Source organism: Paraburkholderia sp. ZP32-5, assembly GCF_021390495.1.
Taxonomy (GTDB): domain Bacteria; phylum Pseudomonadota; class Gammaproteobacteria; order Burkholderiales; family Burkholderiaceae; genus Paraburkholderia.
Genome location: NZ_JAJEJP010000003.1, coordinates 962348 through 983815, shown reverse-complemented (window position 1 = coordinate 983815; position 21468 = coordinate 962348). Strand labels below are relative to the sequence as shown.

Here is a 21468-nt window from a genome sequence, read left to right as displayed (position 1 = left end):
ATCGTCACGAAGGCAAACATGTCCTCTGCAAATACCGCATCCGCCGCTGTCGCGATCTCGCGCAACCCCGCCACCGGCGAATTCATCGCGTCCTATCCGTTCCAGACATCCGCGGAAGTCGAGCGCATGCTCGAGGCCAACGTTGCCGCGCAGAGATTGTGGCGCGCCACGCCGATGGCGCACCGCGTGTCGACCTATAAGCGACTCGCGGAAGTCCTGCGCGATCGCATCGACGGCCTCGCCGCGCTGATCACCGCCGAGATGGGCAAGCCCATCGCCGCGGCCCGTGCGGAAGTGGAGAAGTGTGCCGTTACCATCGAATGGATCGCCGAGCACGGCCCGGCTATTCTGGCCGACGAACCGGTGGTCATTGAAGGCAGCGACGACCAGGTGCACGTGTCCTATCTTCCGATCGGCTCCGTGCTCGGCGTCATGCCGTGGAACCTGCCGCTATGGCAGTCTATCCGCGCCGCCGGGCCCATCATGCTGTCGGGCAATGGCTTCATTCTCAAGCACGCGCCGAATGTCATGGGGTCCGCCTATGCATTGCAGGAGGTCTATGAGGAAGCGGGCTTCCCCAAGGGTCTCTTTGTTAATCTGAACGCGGACAACGAGACGGTCGCGAAGGTGATCGACGATGCTCGCGTGGCAGCGGTCACGCTCACCGGAAGCGTGCGCGCCGGTGCCGCCGTCGCGTCGCTGGCGGGTCGTGCGATCAAGAAGAGCCTTCTGGAACTGGGCGGCGCTGACGCATTTATCGTGCTGGCCGACGCGAATCTCGACCTCGCTGTCAAAGCCGCCGTCGATGCGCGTTACCAGAACGCCGGACAGGTATGTATCGCAGCGAAGCGCTTTATTCTCGAACGGCCCATCGCCGAAGCGTTCACGCAGAAATTCGTGGCGGCGGTCAAGCGCCTGAAAGTCGGCGATCCATTGGACGCGAGCACCAACCTTGGACCGATGGCACGCGCGGACCTGCGCGATGAATTGCACGACCAGGTCGAGCGCACGATTGCCGCCGGCGCGAGCTTGCTGCTCGGAGGCCACAAGATCGGCGGCGAGGGCAACTTCTACGCGCCGACGATTCTGGCCGACGTGCGTCCGGGAATGGCCGCTTTCGACGAAGAGACGTTCGGTCCGGTTGCCGCCATCACGATTGCCGACAATATCGAGCACGCTATCGAGCTGGCCAACACAAGCGATTACGGCCTGGGCGGATGCCTGTGGACCTCCGACATCGCACGCGCGCAGCGTATTGCCCGGCGCCTCGAAACAGGCGGCGTGTTCATCAACGGAATCACTTCCTCGAATGCGCGTATTCCTATCGGCGGCGTCAAGAAAAGTGGCTACGGCCGTGAACTGTCGCACTTCGGCTTGCGAGAGTTCACGAACGCTCAGGCAGTGTGGGCAAAGACGGTCGACTAAGCCCGGTCCTGGTGGCTTCTGGTTATAGAGAGGGAGATAGCAATGAGCATTGCAGCGTTACGCACACCGGAAGAGCGCTTCCGGAACCTTCCAGGTTGGTCGTTTGCACCGAGATATATCGATACGCTGCCCGGCTATCAGGGCCTGCGCATGCACTATATCGACGAAGGTCCCAGCAACGCCGAAGTGACGTTTCTGTGCATTCACGGCACGCCTTCATGGTCGTATCTGTATCGCAAGATGATTCCGGTCTTCGTCGCGCACGGCCATCGCGTCGTTGCCCTCGATCTGTTTGGATTCGGCCGCAGCGACAAGCCCGCGGACGATCTCGTCTATCGATACCACTTTCATCGGGACTCGATCCGTCAGTTCATCGAGCACCTTGATCTGAAGAATGTGTGTCTGGTGGGGCAGGACTGGGGAGGCATTCTCGGTCTCTCTCTGATCAAGGACATGTCCGAACGCTTTTCGCGTCTGTTCCTGATGAATACCAGTTTGCCTCATGGAGAAGAGCCGACGCCGGGATTCGACAAATGGCGTGCTGAGAACCGGAGCCGACATTTCAATCCGGTGGGTGACTGGATCGGCAGCAGAACCCCGGTTCTCTCCGCAGAAGAAAGAGCCGCGTACGACGCACCGTTCCCCGATGCTTCGTATCAGGGCGGTGTCAGGCGTTTCCCGGAGCTGATCATGCGTCCGGAAAACGGTGTGCTGTCCGATGCCGCCAAGGAGGGGCTGGAAACTAGTGTCGCTGCGCGCAAGTTCCTGAGCGAGCAGTGGCAGGGCGAGTCCTTCATGGCGATCGGTATGCAGGACGTCGTGATTACGCCGGAGCGCATGGAGCAATTGAGGCAGGTGATACGCGGTTGCAACGATCCCTATCTGGTGCAGGACGCAGGTCACTATGTTCAGGAATGGGGTGAACCCATCGCATTGGAAGGATTGCGCCGGTTTGGACTGCTGGCCACGAACTAAAAATTCTTTGTGAGCGATTCCATGCAAGCTGATTTCGTATTCAATGCGAGCAAGAGTGTCATTCTTGGGGCGGGTGCCGTTGCGCGGCTGGGGGCGATCGTCAAGGAACAGATCGGTCAGACTGTTCTGGTCGTGACGGACCGCGGTGTTGCGGGTGCCGGCCTGCTGAGTCCGGTCGTCGATAGCTTGAGCGAGGCGGGCGTCACCGCCCACGTCTTCCAGGACGTCGCGGCGGACCCGCCGGTCGAGGTGGTGCTGGCTGCCACGGGATTGGCGCGGCAGCACGCCGTAGCCGGAGTGATCGGTCTGGGAGGTGGCTCGTCGATGGACGTGGCCAAGCTGGTCGCCTTGCTGGTCGGAGGCGGCGAGCAGCTCGAAGACATTTACGGCGTGGGCATGGCGAAGGGACGCCGGCTTCCGTTGATTCAAATCCCCACTACAGCGGGCACGGGGTCCGAGGTCACACCCGTCTCGATCGTGACGGTGGGCGCGCAGGAGAAGCGCGGCGTGGTCGCGCCGCAGTTGCTGCCCGATGTCGCGCTGCTCGATCCGGAATTGACGCTGGGCCTGCCTCGCCATGTCACCGCGGCGACCGGCATCGACGCGATGGTTCACGCCATCGAGGCATTCACGTCGAAGTCCGCGAACAATAATCCGATCTCGAAGCTTTTTGCACGTGAGGCTCTTCGTCTGCTCGGCACGAATCTGCAGACGGTCGTCGACGACGGACGCAATGTGGCGGCCCGCTCGGACATGCTGTTCGGCTCGATGCTGGCCGGCCAGGCCTTTGCGAATTCACCTGTCGCGGCGGTGCACGCGTTGGCTTATCCGCTCGGCGGGATTTATGGCATCGCACACGGAGTCTCTAACGCCGTGGTGCTTCCGCACGTGCTGGCGTTCAATGCACCGGCGTGCCTTGACGCATACGGTGTTCTGGCCGGCGATGTGTTTCCCGACCTGTTGCAGCTGGAGACAGGCTCGCGCGTGCAGAGCTTCATCGACAGAATGGCCTCGCTGATCCATTCGGTCGGATTGCCATCGAGACTGCGTGAGCTCGATATTCCTGAGGACGCGTTGCCGGCACTGGCCGCTGAGGCGATGAAGCAAACGCGGCTACTGGTGAACAATCCTCGAACTGTCAGTGAGCAGGACGCGTTGGCCATTTATCAGGCGGCCTGGTAGTACGCGCGCGAGCCTCACGCACGTGTCGGCCGCCCGTCGCGAAGCTCACGCGCCTGCCTTCTCCGCTTCGATTTCCGCCATGTCCTGGAAACGGTCGGCAATGCGCGGATGAGCGCGGCCGCCGTCTGCCGCGCCGATTGCGATCAGGATCTCATCGGGGCCGGGCGCATCCGCGATCTGAAAGGTCGACGTGATGAAGTGTGAGCGCTTGCCGGTTTCCGATTTATGGATCATCGGAACGGACAGCAGCGCGCCGGGGCCGACACGCGTATTCGTAAAGCTGAGAAATGCCGTTCCGTTGACCGCTTCGCGATACATGTTGCCGAAACGAAGCGTGTGAATCAGCGCCGAGCCATGTTCGATTTCACCATTGACGCCAACTGTCGCCGCCTTGCCATACGCTTCCACGCGATCGGCCGGCATGATGGCCACGAGTCGGCGCGTCATCTCCGCACCCAGCACAGGGGCTAGCCGCAGAATCCCCGGCCGAAGGTTCTCCACGAACCCCTTGCCCGCCCAGGGATTGCGAAGCACGGCCGCGACGATCACGGTGGTAATGGGGCGTTCCGTCGGCTTGCCTCCCTCGACGACGGTTTCCTCGACAAAGGTCGAGATCTTGCGAAGTCCGGTTTCCATTTGCGTACTCCATCGGTTAGCAGGGGATACGGAAGCATCCTAAGGATGTGCGCCCGCTGTGTCTTCCTCCACTTCGATGGATGAAACTATTATTTCCCACTACGAGGTATCGTATAGTGACCGACCTCCATGAAACGAGTGGGCCATGTCAGATCAATTATCGCGAATCGTCGCGCTTCGTGACGTTGCGAGTCAGATCAATTCCGACAACGATCTCGACGCGCTGTTGCCAGATCTCATCAAGGCCGCGTGCCGGCATGGCTCGTGGGATCTCGGCTCGGTCATGGCCGTGGATCTGGCGCATGGCTGGTCGCTCGTCATGGCGCGCCACGACCCCACGTTGTTGCCCCGTCCGTTGCTCGATCGCTGGGAGTTAGCGACGAGTCCGGCGCTGGTCGCATTGCAGCGTGGCGAGCCCGTGTATATCCGCGATGCGCGGCAGTCGGAGGAATTTCCCGGGTATCGGCGCGACGCGAACGAACGCGACTATTGCACCGTGCTGATCTTTCCGATGACCAGTGTCGACGCGAATGGCCGGCCGATGGTGGTAACCGTTGCCTCGCGCAAGGTAACGGACGTGTCCGCGGAAACTCTCGCCTTCATGGCGACCATCGTGCACCTCGGCGACATCGCGGTCGAACGTGCGCACCGGCATCGCGCGGAACTGGCAGCGGCGGAGCAATTGCGCCGCGTGTTGGGCGCGCAGAGTTCGATGCTGCGGGAGGTTCTGGACGGCGGCTCGACAGGCGCGCTCACGGCGACGCTCGGCAATCTGCTGGGCGCGCCCGTGGTCGTTCTCGATTTTTTCGCCAGCAGTGTAGTGGGCGGCGTGTCGCCGCTTCCCGAGCTTCATGACGACGCGTCGTGGCACCGGATGCTCGATGGCGCGCCGGGGCGTCAGTTACTGAGCGACGCCCGCGATGCTATCAAGTACCGGCATGGCAGCATCGCGCTGCATCCGGGTGCGGGCGCTTCGCTCGACGCGCAGATCGAGCCGCTGATGGTCGACGACGAAGCCGTCGGCGCGCTGCTGATTTTCGGCAAGCGCGACGAAAGCGATCTGCGCCAGCTGTTGATCGAAAGCGCGAAGTTTGCGTTGAGCGTGCAATTGATGCGCAGTGTGATCCGCTTCCGTTTTGAGACGCGCACTTTCACCGAACTGTTCTTCGAGATCGTCGAACGCCGCTGGCGCGACGAGCGGGACGTGCTCGACCGGGCGCGGCGTCTCGGACTGTCGCTTGCCGCGCCGACGCGCATGCTCGTGATCGACTTTCCGGATCGCACGGATGGGGCCGTCGATGTATCGGTCCAGGCGCAACATGCGATCTCGATGCTGGCGACCCAACAGCATGTCGCGGTGCATATCGTGGCTGTCGGCGGTGCGCTGGTGTGCCTCGTGCCGGGGGAGCCGAATGCACAAGCGGAGGCGGACCGGGAGCCGATGACGCGGCTCGCGCAACGTATTTCCGACACGCTCGGCCGATCGTTCGGCAAGGAGCCCATCGTGGTGCTCGGCGATACGTGCGAACGTCTCGAAGACTATGCGAGGGGATGGGAGAGCTGCTGGCGCATGATCCGGATCGCCCGTACGTTCGGTCGCCGAGGCGTGATCGCAGTCTCCGATCTGGGGCCGTTGCCGATGCTGATCGGCGCGGCGGATTCCGCCGACGTGCGCAACTTTATCGACGGTGCGATAGGCCGGGTGATTGCCCATGATCGAAAGAACGATACGGCCTACCTGGAAACCCTGAGCGCCTATATTCGTTCCGGTTGCCGCGGGGAGCCTTGCGCGAAAGCGATCGGTCTGCACGTAACGACGCTTCGTTACCGCCTTGCTCGGATCTCGGACCTGTTCGGCATCGCGATCGAAACGCCGGAGCAACGCTTCGCGATCGAGTTGGCGCTGCAACTGCATAGCCTGATCGATAACGGCGCACCGTCCGCCAGGGCGCCGGAGCCGGCGCGGATACATCGAACCGGAGGCGAATAAAGCGCGTTTGTCCTCCGGTTCTGTGGAAGAATCCCTTTTTTGCATGAGTTAACTTTTACCTCAACGCAATGACGTTTCGAGGTAAGGCACATGCAAGCCGAAGTGACAGACAAACTCATCGCCATCGATCCCATGGCGTTGCGCCGCGCGTTCGGCACCTTTGTCACCGGGATCACGGTGGTGACTACGCGCGATGCCGAGGGCCGTCCGCGCGGCATGACCGCGAACTCGTTCACCTCGGTATCGCTCGATCCGCCGCTGCTGCTGGTTTGTGTCGGCAAGGGCGCCTCCAGCTTCCCTGTCTTTCAGGCCGCCGATCACTTCGCGGTCAATCTGCTTCACGAGGCCCAGACCGACGTCTCCGCGCTGTTCGCTTCCAAATCCGCGGACAAGTTCGCCGCGGTCAGTCACGCTCACATTCATACCGGCGCGCCGGTGCTGACCGATTGCCTGAGCTGGTTCGACTGCACGGTCCATGACCGGGTCGACGCTGGCGACCATACGATTCTGATCGGCAAGGTTCAGGCGTTCGGCACCAGTCCGTCGGCGCCGCTGGGCTTCTGCCGCGGCAGCTACGCGCAGCTCAAGAACCCGCTGCCGCCGGGTTGGCTTTCGTCGCACGACATGGTCGTGGGCTACCTCGTCGAGGCAGAGGGCACGCTGTTGCTGGTGAACGATGGCAAGGACGGCTGGACGCTGCCGAGCGCGCCCAGGCGTCTCTCCAACGGCCGACTTCCGGTTGCCGGTGGTGGCGAGCTGGCCTTGCTGCCCGACGACACCTTTCTGTACTCGGTCTTCGACGTCGACGGCAGCGACTCGGGTTATCTGATCTACCGGGCGAGACTCGCGCAACCGCGCGCGGCCTGCGACCTTCCCGCGCAATTCAGCTTTTTCCCCCTCGATCAGTTGCCCTACGACGATATTCGGACCCCCGAGATTCGCGGCATGCTGCGCCGCTACGTCAGCGAAAGCGCGCGCGGACGGTTCGGTATCTACATGGATTCGCACGACGGTGGCCGCATCGCGATGGTCGGCGCGGCACAACCGCAAACCTCGCATCAGCAACCTTGATCCCCGAAGGACATGATGAAAACGACAGCCGAAAATTTGCAGGGTTCGCGTTTGGACCTGTTCATCGACGGACGCTTCACGCGCCCGCATAGCGGCCAGTATGTGCCCAGTTACGATCCGACCACGGCCGAGCCCTGGTATCAGTTTGCCCAGGCGGATGCGGTAGACGTCGATGTCGCCGTGCGTTCCGCGCGGGCCGCGCTGAAGAATCCGGCGTGGCACCGCATGACGCAGACCGAGCGGGGCAAGCTGGTGCGCCGTCTCGCCGATCTCGTGCTGGAGAACGCGGAGGAACTGGCGCTGATCGAGTGCCGCGACAACGGCAAGCTGCTCAAGGAAATGCGTGCGCAGATGCGGGCCGTTCCCGACTCCTACATCTATTTCGCCGGGATGGCCGACAAGCTGCAGGGCGACACGATTCCGGTCAACAAGCTCGACACGCTCAATTACAACGTGCGTGAACCGGTCGGCGTGGTGGGCATGATCATCCCGTGGAATTCGCCGCTGATGATGCTGACGGGCACGCTCGCGCCGTGTCTCGCGATCGGCAACACGATCGTGGTGAAGCCATCCGAACACGCCACCGCGTCGACGCTGGCGCTCGCAGAGCTGGTGATCGAAGCCGGCATTCCGCCTGGTGTGTTCAACGTCGTCACCGGCGATGGCGCGACCACCGGCGACGCGCTGACGCGGCACCCCGGCATCGCCCGATTCGTCTTCACCGGCAGCACGTCGACCGGCCGCAAGATCGCCGGCAATGCCGCGCAAAACCTCGTGCCGTGTCAGATGGAACTGGGCGGCAAGTCGCCCCACGTGGTGTTCTCGGATGCCGACGTCGAACGCGCGGTGAACGGCGTGGTGGCAGGCGTGTTTGCGGCGGCCGGGCAGACCTGCGTCGCCGGCTCGCGCTGTTTCGTCGAGGCGCCGGTCTACGAGCGTTTCGTCGAGGCGCTGGTCGAGCGCACGCGTCGCATCACGGTCGGCCATCCGACGAGCGAGGCCACCGATATCGGACCACTCGCACTGGCCGCGCAGCTCGACAAGGTGCAGGGCTACGTCGCCTCGGGCGTGCAGGAAGGCGCGCGGATCGCGATCGGCGGCCGCAAGCCGCTCGACACCGCGCTGCAACGCGGCTGGTACTTCGAACCGACGGTGATGACGCAGGCGCGCAACGACATGCGCTTCATGCGTGACGAAATTTTCGGTCCGGTGGTCGGGGTGGTGCCGTTCAACACCGAAGAAGAATTGATCGAGCTCGCCAACGATACCGAATACGGACTCGCGTCGGGTATCTGGACGAACGACATCGACCGCGCGTTGCGCTTCGCACGCGACGTGGATGCGGGCACCGTCTGGATCAACACCTTCCGCTCGGCTGCCTACATGTCGCCGAACGGCGGCAGCAAGCACAGTGGGTATGGCTACCGTGGTGGCTTCGAAGTGATGCGCGAATTCTCACGTCTGAAGAACGTCGTGGTCGACTACTCGGGCGCGATGCAGGACCCGTTCGTGATTCGTCTGCGCTAAGCAGCAGCCGTTTCGACGCGTGTCCGCACAACAGATCAGGAGGTTGTAAATGAAATTTGCCGTCTCGCTCAGCATGGAGCGCTTCTCGCCGGCCGATTCGATGGCCGAGAACATGTCCCGGATGCTCACGCTGGTCCGCATGGCCGATGAGGGCGGTTTCGAGACGCTCTGGACAGCGGAGCATCACACGATCGAATGCACGGTGTCGCCCAACCCGTTTACCGTGCTGACGTGGCTCTCGCAGCACACGCAGCGCATCCGGCTCGGCACCGCGACACTCGTCGCGCCGTACTGGTCGCCGATCCGCCTCGCGGGCGAGGCCGCGATGTGCGATCACCTGACCGGCGGGCGTCTCGAGTTCGGCATTGCGCGCGGTGCCTATCAATACGAGTTCGACCGGATGGCGGGCGGCATCCCCCAGCAGGAAGGTGTGGCCTATATGAAGGAGCTCGTGCCGGCCGTGCAGAAGCTCTGGGCGGGCGATTACGCGCATGACGGGCACTACTGGAAGTTTCCGCTCGCGACCTCCGTGCCCAAGCCATTGCAGCAGCCGCATCCGCCGATCTGGGTCGCCACGCGCGATCCAGGCAGTTTCGACTGGGCCGTGGGAATCGGCGCGAACATTCTGTCGACGCCGTTGTCCGCGCCGCCGTCCGAGGTGGCCGTGCTGGGCGACAAGTTTCGCAAGGCGGTGGCCGATCATCCCGAGCGTGCGCGTCCGCGGTTCATGATGCAGCGGCGTACCTGCGTCTACGACCGGCCCGAGGAGTGGGAAGCCGTCGTGAGGCACAGCGTCGACTATGGCCGCACCTTCGAAAACCTGATGCAGAACATCGGCACGGTCACGAACGGCTTCCCCGAGGCGGTGCCCTACGAAATCGTCGCGAACCGCGCCAACTACGATCCGGCCGCGCTGCGCGACAACCTGATGTTCGGCACACCGGACGAAGTGATCAGAAAGCTGCAGATTTACGAGGACCAGGGCGTCGATCAGTTCTGTCTCGGTCTTTCGTTCAATCTGCCGTTCGAGATGCAACGCAGAACCTTGCGTCTGTTCATCGACGAGGTGATGCCGCACTTCGCCGCCCGCGAGCGTGAGCGTGAACGACAGCTCGAAACGAACCTCGCGGCCCAGGGTTGAGTGGCGATGACAGCGACAGGGTCCGACATGACTCCAACGACAGACAGCCGGCGGTTTTCCGCGCGCGGCGTCGAATTAAACTACCGGCTTCAGGGCGACGGGCCGCGGACGCTAGTCTGCATTCATGGCGTCGGGTCCTATCTTGAAGCGTGGGACGGCGTAGTGGCGCGGCTCGGCGACGGCTTTCGCGTGCTGAGCTTCGATCTGCGCGGCCACGGCCGCTCGTCGCGTGTGAAGGGGCGCTACGAGATCGACGATTTCGTCGGCGACGTGCTGGCGCTCGCCGATCACGCGGGGTTCGGCCAATTCGACCTCGCCGGCTTTTCGCTCGGCGGACTGATCGCGCAGCGACTTGCGCTCACGCATCCGCAGCGTCTGCGCAAGCTCGTGCTGCTGGCGACCGTCGCGGGCCGTACAGTAGAAGAGCGCGAACAGGTTGCGTCCCGGCTCGCGGCGCTCGAGTCCGGCGAGCGCGGAGCGCACCACGATGCGTCGCTGTCGCGTTGGCTCACCGAAGATTTCCAGCAGCGCAACCCCGAACTGATCGCGCAACTGCGCCGTCGCGATGCCGACAATGATCCGGACTGTTACGCCGCCGCTTACCGTGTGCTGGCGCAAACGGATTTCGGTGGTCTGATCGACCGGATCGCCATGCCGACGCTGATCGCGACCGGCGAGGACGATCAGGGCTCGAGCCCGCGCATGGCGAAGTTCATGCACCAGTGCATTCGCCAATCGCAACTGGCGATCCTGCCGGGTCTGCGGCATTCGATTCTGATCGAGGCACCGGACACAGTGGCGGCGCTGATGCGCGGCTTTTTGGGCAACGGGGCGGATGAGGGGGCGAACAACGATAGCGAGGAGACGCACTGATGATGGTCGATCAGCGTTATCGAATCCGAAGCGGCAGGTTAGCCAATCGTCAGCGTCCTGTATCGAACGAAAGCCTCGCGATCGAAGCCGTTGGAGATCGATCCGCGCGCCTGTTTTCCGGGTGGGCCCGGCACGTTGAGTCAGGTGACGCAACTATGGTAATAGGCTGACTAAGAGGACCGCGCGGCGCCGTCGGCACTGACGAATGCCAACGGAGGGCCGGCCTTCCTGCCGACGATGTCAGAGAACATCGGGCAGGGCGGAAACAGAATGCAGGTGCCGGGTAGCTGTGCTGCCGTTGCGGCTACCGTCCGGTTTCTCCCATCAATGCGAGGAGACGAGACAATGACTGAGCGTTTGAAGATTGACCATCTGTACAAGGTGTTTGCCGATAAGCCGGCGCGTGCGCTGGCGATGTTGCGCGGCGGTAAGACCAAGTCCGACGTGCAGCAGGAACTGGGGCAGGTCGTCGGTCTCGACGATGTATCGCTGAGCGTGCCTTCCGGCGCGATGTACATGATCATGGGCCTGTCGGGCTCCGGCAAGTCGACGCTCGCGCGTTGCATCAACCGGCTCAACGAGCCGAGTGCCGGCAAGATTCTGCTGGACGATCAAGATCTCTGCACGCTCGACGAAGCCGGCCTGCGCGACGTGCGGCGCAAGCGGATTTCGATGGTGTTCCAGCATTTTGCGTTGCTGCCTAACCGGCGCGTGATCGACAACGTCGAGTTCGGCCTGAAGCTGCGCGGTATGCCGGCGCAGCAACGGCGCAAGCGCGCCGAGGAAGTGCTGAACGTTGTCGGCCTCGCGCGCTGGGCTTATCACTTGCCGCACGAACTCAGCGGCGGGATGCGGCAACGCGTCGGTCTCGCACGCGCGCTTGCTACCGACGCCGACGTTCTGATCATGGACGAAGCGTTCAGCGCACTCGATCCGCTGATCCGTACCGAGATGCAGGACGAGTTGTTGCGGCTGCAACGCACGCTCAACAAGACCATCCTCTTTATCACGCACGACTTCCAGGAAGCGCTCAAGCTCGGCACGCGCATCGCGATCATGTCGGAGGGACGACTGGTTCGCGAAGGCACGCCGCAATCGATCGTGCTCGAACCCGGCAGCGATTACGTCGCTGCTTTCACCCGCGAAGTCGACCGCGCGCGGCTGTTCGATGCGGGCTCGGTCATGACTTCGCTGGTGACGGTACTGAGCGGGCCGACCGGCATCCTCAAATGCGATGCTTCTGGCCAGCCAGGACCGGGCTTCGTCCTCGACTTCGACGAACGGATTCTCGGCACCGTGACGGCCTCTGAGATCGAGCGAGCCCGCGGCAGCGGTTTGCTGCCGCGGCCAGATCTGCGCTTCACCTGCGTGCGCGCCGATACGCGGCTCGTCGACGTAGCGGGCTGCTGCAATACCGACGAACCGATCGGTGTGCTAGACAACGCCGGCCGCTTGATCGGCCGCCTGGAAGCAGGGCAGATTCTTGCCCGTATCGGCGCCCAGAGCGCCGTGAGAGCACACCATGTTTAAGGCCGACGATCTCGCAGTGCTGCCCATTGCCCAGTGGATCCAGCAGGGCGTGCAGTGGGTCGCGCTCCATTTGCGCCCAACCTTCCTCGCCATCAAATGGCCGATCGAAAAGCTGCTGGCATTCAACGACGGCGTGCTGCATGCGATTCCATTTCCGCTCATGGTGCTGTTGACGTTCCTGCTGGCATGGCGCCTGGCGAGTCTCGGCGTGGCTGCGTTCAGCGCGGCGGGGCTGATCGCGATCGCGGTGCTCGGCGTATGGAGCGACGCGATGACGACACTGTCGCTGATCACCACGGCGATCGTCTTCTGCGCGCTGCTCGGCATTCCGATCGGCATCTGTTGCGCGCGCAGCGAGCGCGTCTGGCGAGTCGTGCGACCCATTCTCGACATCATGCAGACCACGCCGACCTTCGTGTATCTGGTGCCGGTCGTCATGCTGTTCGGTGTCGGCACGGTACCTGGGGAAGTCGCGGTCGTGCTCACCGCGATGCCGCCGCTGATCCGCTTTACGAACCTCGGCATCCGCATGGTCGAGCACGAGATCGTCGAAGCGGGCCTCGCGTTCGGTGCGGACCGGCGTCAGCTGCTATGGGAGGTGCAGTTGCCGCTCGCGATTCCCACCATTCTCGGCGGTTTGAACCAGACGGTGCTGACGGCAATGGTGATGTCGGTGGTCGTGGCGATGATCGGCGCGGAAGGACTGGGACTCGTCGTGCTTCAGGGCCTGGGACGTCTCGACGTCGGGCAGGCCGCGGTGGGCGGCATCGCGATCGTGCTGCTGGCCATGATGCTCGATCGCGTCACGCAGAAGCTCGCGCAGCCGCGGCCCGGCAAACGCGGCGCGTTGCTATCGAGCGTCAGACGGCTGTTCTTCGGTAACCGCAACGCCGCCGCCGACGCGGCGGCACAGGTAGTCGCGCATCCGGCGGCCCATCGTCTCCGTGACGGGGAAAAGGCACTGTGATGTAAAGCACGTAACACGCATCTAACACATGCTGGACTTACCACAAGAGATAAGGATAGGAGACATTCATGAAGATGTTGGCAAAGACATTCGCAATCGCGGCGCTCAGCGTATTGACTTCGCTGGGCACGGCAGCCTCGGCGCAGACCTTGCCCGGCAAGGGCAAGACCGTGCACTTCGCGCAGAGCGACAGCCTGGGCGGCAATTACGTCGAGGTGCAGATCGTCACGAAAGCGCTCAAGGCACTCGGCTACGACGTGACGATGACCACGATGAGCACGCCGTTGTTCTTCCAGGCCATCGGGCAAGGCGACGCCGATCTCGGAACGGACGCCAACTTTCCGCAGAGCGACCCGTACCTGCACGCGGTCGACAAGCAGGCTGAACGGGTCGGCAACGGCATGATCGGCGGCGGCGGCATCAACGGTTATCTGATCGACCGGAAAACGGCGCTGGCCTACAACATCACCAGCCTCGACCAACTCAAGGATCCGAAGATCGCCGCGTTGTTCGGCGACGACGGCAAAGCCCAGTTGATCAGTTGCGATCCGGGCTGGAGTTGCGGCGACGTGGTCGAGTATCAGCTCGATAAATTCGGTCTGCGGCAGACCGTGCATCCGGTGCGCGGCAAATACGAGGCGCTGATGGCCGACGCCGTGACGCGCGTGAAGGACGGCAAGCCGGCGTTGTTCTATGCGTGGAGTCCATCGTGGATGACGAATGTGCTGGTGCCCGGCAAGGATGTCGTGTGGCTGCCCACGCCTGCCGATGCGCTGCCGGCGAATGTTCCGAACCGCGGTTCCGCGCTCGTGAAAGGCGTCGAAGGCTGTGCCGGCGGTGCCAATCCGTGCCGGATGGCGATGGCGTCGTGGAACTACGGCTCGGTGGCGAATCGCAGCTTCCTTGCCGCGAATCCTGCCATCAAGACGCTGGTCGAACAGATCGCATTCCCGGGCCAGACATGGTCGGGCTGGGAGCTAGCAATCAGCAAGGACGGCGGCTCGCCGGCGGAGATCATGAAGCTCGCGGACGAATGGGTCGCGGCGAACAAGCCGCAGTTCGATCAATGGGTCGCTACGGCGAGCAAGGTGCATTAAAGGCGACGGGACACGGTAATGGAACACGTTGCGTGTAATCAGGAGACTTGCGTGTCGCTGGATCACCCGGGTCTGTTCAAATCGCTGTGCTACGTCGACGGTCGCTGGGTTCGCGGCGACGCCGTTCGCAGCATCGCGGTGCGGAACCCCGCGAACCAGCAGGAGATCGGCGCGGTGCCGATGCTCGAAGCGCCACAAATCTCGCAAGCCGTCACTGCCGCGCAGCGCGCGTTCGAAAGCTGGCGCCATGTGCCGGTCGCGAAGCGCGCGGCGTTGCTGCTGCGCTGGCATGAACTCGTGATGCGTCATCGGCATGACCTTGCCCGCATTCTGTCGCTCGAGCAGGGCAAGCCGCTCGCCGAAGCGAGCGGCGAAATCGGTTACGGCGCGAGTTTCATCGAATGGTTTGCTCATGAAAGCAGGCGTCTGAATGGCCGCACGATTCCGACGCATATCGATGGCGCGCATCTGGGCACGATACTCGAACCGGTAGGCGTCGCCGCGTTGATCACGCCGTGGAACTTCCCGAACGCGATGATCGCGCGTAAGGCCGCCGCGGCGCTCGCGGCCGGCTGCACGGTCGTCGTCAAGCCCGCGCACGAAACGCCGTTTTCGGCGCTCTCTCTCGCGCAGCTCGCGCAAGAGGCGGGCTTCCCGCCCGGCGTCTTCAACGTCGTGCTCGGCGAGCCGCAGATGACGATGGAAACACTCGTGCGCGACCCGCGCGTGCGCACGGTCAGCTTCACCGGATCGACGCGCGTCGGTGGTCTGGTGATGCAGGCGGCAGCCCGCTCGAACATCAAGAAGATCTCGCTGGAACTCGGCGGCAACGCGCCGTTCATCGTGACCGAAGATGCGGATCTCGAACAGGCGGTGCGCGTTGCGCTCGCCGCGAAGTTTCAGACCTCGGGCCAGGATTGCTGCGCGGCGAATCGCACGCTCGTTGCACGGCCGCTGTATGAGCCGTTCGTCGAACGGTACACGGAGGCCGTGCGCGCGCTGCGAGTCGGCGCCGCATTCGAGGCGGACGTGGAAGTCGGTCCGCTAATGCATCAGGCTGCATTCGATACGACCGTCGCCCGCGTCGAAGATGCGCGTGCGAAAGGCGCGCGTATCACGGTCGGCGGCATGCCGCATGCGCGCGGCGGCTGGTTTTTCGAACCCACCGTCATCGCGGACGCGACCCCCGGCATGCGCGCCTATGACGAGGAAGATTTCGCGCCGATCTCCGCGGTCTCGCCGTTCGATACGCTCGACGAAGCGATCGGGCGCGCCAACGACACCGAGTACGGGCTGGCCGCCTACGTCTGCGCGACGCGTGCCGACACGATCTTTCAGCTGGTGCGGCGACTCGATTTCGCGATGATTTCCGTCAACGGCGTGAGGTTCACCGGTGCGCCGATTCCGTTCGGCGGGATGAAAGCGTCGGGTCTTGGCCGCGAAGGGGGACTGGAAGGTTTCGAGCCTTTTGTCGAAACCAAATACTTTTGCCTGGGCGATCTCGGCTTACCGCTGACCGTCTAGGCTGATCTGATAAATGGAGCCATTCATGCAGCAGCGACTCGACCAACTGTTCGCCGAAGACCGCGCACACTTCATGCACCCATCCACCCACGCGCACGATCACGCGACGGGTGCGTTGCCGGGCAAGATCATCAAAGGTGCAAAAGGAATCCGCATCGAGGATCATGCAGGCAAAACCTATATCGACGCCTTTGCGGGGCTGTATTGCGTCAATATCGGCTACGGCCGCACCGAAGTCGCGGACGCGATCTACGAGCAGGCGAAGGAGCTCGCGTATTATCACACGTACGTCGGGCATTCGACCGACACGATCATCGAGCTGTCGTCGCGCATCATCGACTGGTCGCCGGCGGGCATGAAAAAGGTCTATTACGGCATGTCGGGTTCGGACGCCAACGAAACGCAGATCAAGATCGTCTGGTACTACAACAACGTACTGGGACGGCCGAACAAGAAGAAGATCATTTCGCGTCAGCGCGGCTATCACGGCTCGGGCATCGTCACCGGCAGTCTGACCGGGCTGCCGAGCTTTCATCAGAACTTCGATCTGCCGATCGACCGCTTCATGCACACGGTTTGCCCGCATTGGTATCGTCAGGCACCTGCCGGCATGAACGAACAGCAGTTCGTCGCCTATTGCGTCGACGAACTCGAAAATCTGATCGCGCGCGAGGGCGCCGATACAATTGCCGCATTCATCGCCGAACCGGTGATGGGAACCGGCGGCATCATCGTTCCGCCGCAAGGCTATTGGGCAGCGATCCAGCAGGTGCTCAGGAAACACGACATCCTGCTGATTTCCGACGAAGTGGTATGCGGGTTCGGCCGCCTCGGCTCGAAGATGGGCGCGCAGCACTACGGCATCGAGCCGGATCTGATCACCATCGCCAAAGGTTTGACGAGCGCTTATGCGCCGTTGTCGGGGGTCATCGTCGGCGAGCGGGTCTGGGACGTGATCGAACGGGGCTCGCACGAATACGGCGCGATGGGCCACGGCTGGACTTACTCCGGGCATCCGGTCTGTGCGGCGGCGGCGCTCGCGAATCTCGACATTCTTGCGCGCGAAAACCTGACGCAGAATGCCGCGGATGTCGGCAGCTATTTCGGCGAACGGCTGCATGCGGCTTTCGACACTCATCCGCTGGTCGGCGAGGTTCGGAGCGTTGGCATGCTAGCGGCGCTCGAATTCATGGAGAACAAGGCCGAACGTCGGCCGTTCGATGCCGCGCTGAAAGTCGGACCGAAGATGTCGGCCGCGGCACTTCAACGCGGCGTGATAGCCCGTGCGATGCCGCACGGCGACATTCTCGGCTTTGCGCCGCCGCTCGTCACGACGCGCTCCGATGTGGACGAAATCGTCGGCATCGTGCGCGAGGCAGTCGACGAGGTGGCGCAAAGCGTCTTGAAGTAACCGCATCGAAGGGACACACCGCCGCCGGGTCACGGCGGTGCGCCTCTCGCATTGCGGACATGCATCCGATAGATGCGCACTCTCCTAAGCACACGCGCACCGGTCGATTCGAGACCGGCTTCAGCGCGCTGTGCCCGCTGACGTACCGGCCTGCGCATCGATGCGCGGACGCCTGATACCGATCTACGTCGCGATTCCAAAACGAAAAATCGCCGAAATGGAAATCGGCGGGGCCGTGTCCGCTCATGTGGCGTCGTGAAGCGGACATCACCCCAACAATGATATAACATAACACTATCGCAGTGCTCCGGATAGAGCACGATCGCAAGCGCCCGCCCCCGGAGCGCCCCCACAACCGTGATGACTACCGCCCCCGTCTTTCACGAGACATCTCAATGAATATCGACGCCCAGACCCTACCCAACAACACGAAGCTTCCTGTCACCGTCCTGTCAGGTTTTCTCGGAGCAGGCAAGACGACGCTGCTCAATCACATCCTCAACAACCGCGAAGGCCGTCGCGTGGCGGTCATCGTCAACGATATGAGCGAGGTCAATATCGACGCCGCGCTGGTGCGCGACGGCGGGGCCGAGTTGTCGCGTACCGACGAAAAACTGGTGGAGATGAGTAACGGCTGCATCTGCTGCACGCTGCGCGAGGATCTGCTGATGGAAGTCGATCGGCTGGCGAAAGAAGGGCGCTTCGATCAGCTCGTCATCGAATCCACCGGTATTTCCGAGCCTCTGCCGGTGGCCGAGACGTTTACTTTCGAAGGCGAGGACGGTCGTAGCCTGAATGAAGTGGCGCGACTCGATACGATGGTCACGGTGGTCGATGCCTACAATTTCCTGCGCGATTACGGTTCGCAAGACAGCTTGCAGGCTCGTGGCGAATCGCTGGGAGAACAGGACGAACGCACGGTCGTCGATCTGCTGATCAATCAGATCGAGTTCTGCGACGTGATCGTGCTCAACAAGATCGACCTGATCGGCGACGCGGAGCGCGAGCGGCTGATGGCGATCTTGCGCCGCCTCAATCCACGTGCCCGCATCGAGATTGCCGAGTTCGGCAAGGTGGCGTTGGACAGAGTGTTGAACACCGGCATGTTCGATTTCGAGGAAGCCTCGAGGGCGCCGGGCTGGCTGCAGGAACTGCGCGGCGCGCACACGCCCGAAACCGAAGAGTACGGCATCCGCAGCTTTGTCTACCGCGCGCGCCGGCCGTTTCATCCGCAACGATTCTTCGATCTGGTCGAAAGCGAATGGCCTGGTGTCGTGCGTTCCAAAGGCTTCTTCTGGCTCGCCAGCCATCCGACCTCAGCCGGTTCCTGGTCGCAGGCCGGCGCGATGGCCCGGCATGGCGAGACTGGCTACTGGTGGGCAGCGGTGCCGCCCGAACGCTGGCCGCAGGAGCTGGAAGCCGTTGCCTTCATTCGCGCTAAATGGGATGACCAGGTCGGCGATGCCCGCCAGGAACTCGTGCTGATCGGCGTGGATATGGACGAAGCCGCGTTGCGCGCGCGCTTCGATCACTGCCTGCTGACCGATGAGGAAATGGCGCGCGGCCCCGCGGTGTGGACGACCTGGCACAACCCGTTTCCCAACTGGTCCTGACGCGGATCGCGCTGCCTGCGCGAGTGCGATCGCCTCTGACGTACCGGCCGCTCACAGCAGCGGCAACGTCAGTCTGATGTGCTGCGCGAAGATCTCGGTCAGATGAGCGGGATGCTCGCGCCCGAACTTCAGCGCGATGCCGACCGCGGGCAGTGCCGGCAGCCCGGAATCGGTGTTGAGAATCGCGAGGTCCGGCGCAACGGCCGTCTGCGTCATGACGGCGAAGGCGAGGCCCGAGCGTACCAGGGCCGTGAGACCCGACAGGCTGCTGCTCGCGCAAGCGATGCGGTAGGCGCGGCCTGCGCGCCGCAGCGCCGCGCAGGCCGCGATGTGATCGAGCGTATCGGGATCGGAAAGCGCCAGCGGCAGCACGTCGAACTGCGCGGAGTCGAGCCCCGGGTAGCCGATCCAGACTAGCTGTTCGCGGCGGATCACGTCATTGTCGGTGGAGCCGTCCGCGCGACTGTCGTCGGGCAACGAAATCATCGCGAGGTCGATCGCGCGATTCTCCAGATGTTCGAGCAGACGCGGCGTCGGTTCGCAGACGACCTCGACGAGCGCGTGCGGATGCTGGCTCGAAAACTGGCGCAACAGCGCGGGCAGGAAGACCGCGGCGTAGTCGTCGGGGCAGCCGAAGCGGATCGTTCCCGACAACCCCGTGCCGCACAGATCGGCCATTGCCTCATCGTGTGCCCGCAGAATCCGCTGCGCGTGGATCAGCAGGCGCTCGCCCGGATCGGTCAGTACTACGCCGCGACCGGTGCGCTGAAACAGCGGCTGATCGACGATTTCTTCGAGCCGCTTCATCTGCTGGCTCAGTGCGGACTGGGTCCGGCCGACGAGATGGGCCGCGCGGCTCAGCGCTCGCACCTCGGTCACGACGGCAAAGGAACGCAACAGATCGATATCGAGCGAAAGGCTCAAGATAGTAGCTCCTCTTATACCTTGCATTAGAACTATTCGTTTCTATAAAACCAGAGCGCTGACTAAACTGCAAGGCAATCTCATCACCCTTCGGGAGAAGTCGCGTGTCCCTGAACAACGACGCCACGTTCTGGCACAACGCCAGGCAGCACCTCATCCGCTACGGCGGCACATTCGAGCCGATGATCATCGAGCGTGCCCAGGGCAGTTTCGTCTACGACGCCGACGGCCGCGCGATCCTCGATTTCACGTCCGGGCAGATGAGCGCCGTGCTCGGGCACAGTCATCCCGAGATCGTTGCGGTCATCAACGAATACGCGGGCAAGCTCGATCACCTGTTCAGCGGAATGCTGTCGCGGCCCGTCGTCGATCTCGCAACACGCCTCGCCGACATCACGCCCGAAGGGCTCGATCGCGCGCTGTTGCTCAGCACGGGCGCGGAGTCGAACGAGGCCGCCATCCGCATGGCGAAGCTCGTCACGGGACGATACGAAATCGTCGGCTTCGCGCAGTCGTGGCATGGGATGACCGGTGGCGCGGCGTCGGCGACCTACAGCGCCGGCCGCAAGGGAGTCGGTCCCGCCGCCGTCGGCTCGTTCGCGATCCCCGCGCCGTTCTCGTACCGGCCGCGCTTCGAGCGCAACGGCCAGTACGACTGGCAGGCCGAACTCGACTACGCGTTCGACCTCGTCGATCGTCAGTCGAGCGGCAATCTCGCGGCCTTCATCGCGGAGCCGATCCTCAGTTCCGGCGGAATCATCGAGCTTCCCGAAGGCTACATGGCGGCGCTCAAACGCAAGTGCGAAGAGCGCGGCATGCTGCTGATCCTGGACGAGGCGCAGACCGGCGTGGGGCGCACCGGCACGATGTTCGCCTTCGAACGCGATGGCGTCGTGCCCGACATCCTGACGCTATCGAAGACGCTCGGCGCCGGTCTGCCGCTCGCTGCCATGGTGACCTCGGCGCAGATCGAGGAGCGCGCTCACGAGCGCGGCTTCCTGTTCTACACGACGCACGTGTCCGATCCGCTGCCGGCTGCCGTCGGGCTGCGCGTACTGGACGTGGTCCAGCGCGAGGGGCTGGCGGCGCGCGCGGGCGTGATCGGCGCCCGGCTCAGGCGTGGCTTGCTCGATCTGATGGAGCGCTTCGAGTGCATCGGCGACGTTCGCGGGCGCGGCTTGCTGCTCGGCATGGAGATCGTCAAGGATCGCCGCACGAAGGAGCCGGCGGACGGCCTCGGTGCAAAGATCACGCGCGAGTGCATGAACCTCGGCCTCAGTATGAACATCGTGCAGTTGCCCGGCATGGGCGGCGTGTTCCGGATCGCGCCGCCGCTAACCGTCAGCGAGGACGAGATCGATCTGGGGCTGTCGCTGATCGAGCAGGCGATCCGGCGTTCGCTGTGATTTGCTTGCGCGTTGGTGGATGAATCTGCCGGTGTTGCGTTCGTGCGTGTGCGAGCGCAACACCGGCACCTGCAGCGGGCGCCGCGCACCGGCATCCGCAATCATGCTTCACCTGTCTTCATTCGCGCGATTCAGCACGGGCTCCGTCATATGCAAGCACCCGAAGGATGCGGCAC

At 63.3% G+C, this 21468-nt stretch carries 17 protein-coding genes; 15 read left to right on the top strand and 2 right to left on the bottom strand.

Going from position 1 to position 21468, the window contains the following annotated elements; genetic code table 11:
- Positions 1 to 54: 54 nt before the first annotated feature.
- From L0U82_RS36860 to L0U82_RS36850, 3 genes are read left to right on the top strand one after another with little or no spacing between them, the layout of a single operon-like run.
- Positions 55 to 1425 carry an NAD-dependent succinate-semialdehyde dehydrogenase gene (locus tag L0U82_RS36860; protein ID WP_233839368.1) on the top strand — a complete coding sequence of 457 codons (1371 nt, stop codon included), beginning with the start codon at positions 55 to 57 and terminating at the stop codon, positions 1423 to 1425.
- 42 nt (positions 1426 to 1467) lie between these two features.
- Positions 1468 to 2400, top strand: coding sequence for a haloalkane dehalogenase (locus L0U82_RS36855; protein ID WP_233838764.1), 933 nt, complete (start codon positions 1468 to 1470; stop codon positions 2398 to 2400).
- A 21-nt stretch (positions 2401 to 2421) separates the two neighbouring features.
- Positions 2422 to 3582, top strand: a complete 1161-nt coding sequence (locus L0U82_RS36850; protein ID WP_233838763.1) for an iron-containing alcohol dehydrogenase — start codon at positions 2422 to 2424, stop codon at positions 3580 to 3582.
- A 45-nt stretch (positions 3583 to 3627) separates the two neighbouring features.
- On the opposite strand, the gene L0U82_RS36845 is transcribed toward L0U82_RS36850, so the two are convergent.
- A complete protein-coding gene (locus L0U82_RS36845) occupies positions 3628 to 4218 on the bottom strand; it encodes an amino acid synthesis family protein (protein ID WP_233838762.1) in 591 nt (196 codons plus the stop codon).
- Positions 4219 to 4363: 145 nt separating this feature from the next.
- Between L0U82_RS36845 and L0U82_RS36840 the strand changes: the two genes are divergently transcribed.
- From L0U82_RS36840 to zigA, 11 genes are all read left to right on the top strand, one after another.
- Positions 4364 to 6208, top strand: coding sequence for a helix-turn-helix domain-containing protein (locus L0U82_RS36840; RefSeq protein WP_233838761.1), 1845 nt, complete (start codon positions 4364 to 4366; stop codon positions 6206 to 6208).
- 90 nt (positions 6209 to 6298) lie between these two features.
- The gene (locus L0U82_RS36835; RefSeq protein WP_233838760.1) at positions 6299 to 7279 is read left to right on the top strand and encodes a flavin reductase; all 981 of its coding nucleotides are present in this window, start codon (positions 6299 to 6301) and stop codon (positions 7277 to 7279) included.
- Between the two features lie 15 nt (positions 7280 to 7294).
- The gene (locus L0U82_RS36830; protein WP_326489808.1) at positions 7295 to 8806 is read left to right on the top strand and encodes an aldehyde dehydrogenase; all 1512 of its coding nucleotides are present in this window, start codon (positions 7295 to 7297) and stop codon (positions 8804 to 8806) included.
- A gap of 49 nt (positions 8807 to 8855) precedes the next feature.
- Positions 8856 to 9947 carry an LLM class flavin-dependent oxidoreductase gene (locus L0U82_RS36825; RefSeq protein ID WP_233838758.1) on the top strand — a complete coding sequence of 364 codons (1092 nt, stop codon included), beginning with the start codon at positions 8856 to 8858 and terminating at the stop codon, positions 9945 to 9947.
- Between the two features lie 27 nt (positions 9948 to 9974).
- On the top strand, positions 9975 to 10820 hold the full coding sequence (locus L0U82_RS36820) for an alpha/beta fold hydrolase (RefSeq protein WP_233838757.1): 846 nt from the start codon (positions 9975 to 9977) through the stop codon (positions 10818 to 10820).
- A gap of 345 nt (positions 10821 to 11165) precedes the next feature.
- On the top strand, positions 11166 to 12350 hold the full coding sequence (locus tag L0U82_RS36815; protein ID WP_233838756.1) for a quaternary amine ABC transporter ATP-binding protein: 1185 nt from the start codon (positions 11166 to 11168) through the stop codon (positions 12348 to 12350).
- Positions 12343 to 13317, top strand: coding sequence for an ABC transporter permease (locus L0U82_RS36810; protein WP_233838755.1), 975 nt, complete (start codon positions 12343 to 12345; stop codon positions 13315 to 13317). Before L0U82_RS36815 ends, L0U82_RS36810 begins: the two co-directional genes overlap by 8 nt.
- A 68-nt stretch (positions 13318 to 13385) precedes the next feature.
- Positions 13386 to 14414 carry a glycine betaine/L-proline ABC transporter substrate-binding protein ProX gene (gene proX, locus L0U82_RS36805; protein ID WP_233838754.1) on the top strand — a complete coding sequence of 343 codons (1029 nt, stop codon included), beginning with the start codon at positions 13386 to 13388 and terminating at the stop codon, positions 14412 to 14414.
- Positions 14415 to 14465: 51 nt separating this feature from the next.
- Complete coding sequence (locus L0U82_RS36800; protein WP_233838753.1) at positions 14466 to 15938, top strand: NAD-dependent succinate-semialdehyde dehydrogenase; 1473 nt, start codon at positions 14466 to 14468, stop codon at positions 15936 to 15938.
- Between the two features lie 25 nt (positions 15939 to 15963).
- On the top strand, positions 15964 to 17349 hold the full coding sequence (locus L0U82_RS36795) for an aspartate aminotransferase family protein (protein WP_233838752.1): 1386 nt from the start codon (positions 15964 to 15966) through the stop codon (positions 17347 to 17349).
- Positions 17350 to 17744: 395 nt separating this feature from the next.
- Positions 17745 to 18962, top strand: coding sequence for a zinc metallochaperone GTPase ZigA (zigA, locus tag L0U82_RS36790; RefSeq protein ID WP_233839366.1), 1218 nt, complete (start codon positions 17745 to 17747; stop codon positions 18960 to 18962).
- A gap of 51 nt (positions 18963 to 19013) precedes the next feature.
- Here the strand turns inward: zigA and L0U82_RS36785 are convergent, their stop codons facing one another.
- A complete protein-coding gene (locus L0U82_RS36785; RefSeq protein WP_233838751.1) occupies positions 19014 to 19913 on the bottom strand; it encodes a LysR family transcriptional regulator in 900 nt (299 codons plus the stop codon).
- 77 nt (positions 19914 to 19990) lie between these two features.
- On the opposite strand from L0U82_RS36785, the gene L0U82_RS36780 reads away from it, so the two are divergent.
- Positions 19991 to 21292 (top strand): aspartate aminotransferase family protein, encoded by a 1302-nt coding sequence (locus tag L0U82_RS36780; protein ID WP_233838750.1) that lies wholly within the window; start codon positions 19991 to 19993, stop codon positions 21290 to 21292.
- The last annotated feature ends 176 nt before the right edge of the window (positions 21293 to 21468 follow it).

Excerpts from the sequence above, each read along its gene's own strand:
- L0U82_RS36845 (WP_233838762.1), bottom strand. The coding sequence starts at position 4,218 with ATGGAAACCGGACTTCGCAAGATCTCGACCTTTGTCGAGGAAACCGTC.
- L0U82_RS36835 (WP_233838760.1), top strand. The coding sequence starts at position 6,299 with ATGCAAGCCGAAGTGACAGACAAACTCATCGCCATCGATCCCATGGCG.
- L0U82_RS36785 (WP_233838751.1), bottom strand. The coding sequence starts at position 19,913 with ATGCAAGGTATAAGAGGAGCTACTATCTTGAGCCTTTCGCTCGATATC.
- L0U82_RS36810 (WP_233838755.1), top strand. The coding sequence starts at position 12,343 with ATGTTTAAGGCCGACGATCTCGCAGTGCTGCCCATTGCCCAGTGGATC.
- L0U82_RS36820 (WP_233838757.1), top strand. The coding sequence starts at position 9,975 with ATGACTCCAACGACAGACAGCCGGCGGTTTTCCGCGCGCGGCGTCGAA.
- L0U82_RS36815 (WP_233838756.1), top strand. The coding sequence starts at position 11,166 with ATGACTGAGCGTTTGAAGATTGACCATCTGTACAAGGTGTTTGCCGAT.
- L0U82_RS36855 (WP_233838764.1), top strand. The coding sequence starts at position 1,468 with ATGAGCATTGCAGCGTTACGCACACCGGAAGAGCGCTTCCGGAACCTT.
- L0U82_RS36825 (WP_233838758.1), top strand. The coding sequence starts at position 8,856 with ATGAAATTTGCCGTCTCGCTCAGCATGGAGCGCTTCTCGCCGGCCGAT.
- L0U82_RS36840 (WP_233838761.1), top strand. The coding sequence starts at position 4,364 with ATGTCAGATCAATTATCGCGAATCGTCGCGCTTCGTGACGTTGCGAGT.
- zigA (WP_233839366.1), top strand. The coding sequence starts at position 17,745 with ATGAATATCGACGCCCAGACCCTACCCAACAACACGAAGCTTCCTGTC.
- L0U82_RS36830 (WP_326489808.1), top strand. The coding sequence starts at position 7,295 with ATGAAAACGACAGCCGAAAATTTGCAGGGTTCGCGTTTGGACCTGTTC.
- proX (WP_233838754.1), top strand. The coding sequence starts at position 13,386 with ATGAAGATGTTGGCAAAGACATTCGCAATCGCGGCGCTCAGCGTATTG.
- L0U82_RS36850 (WP_233838763.1), top strand. The coding sequence starts at position 2,422 with ATGCAAGCTGATTTCGTATTCAATGCGAGCAAGAGTGTCATTCTTGGG.
- L0U82_RS36795 (WP_233838752.1), top strand. The coding sequence starts at position 15,964 with ATGCAGCAGCGACTCGACCAACTGTTCGCCGAAGACCGCGCACACTTC.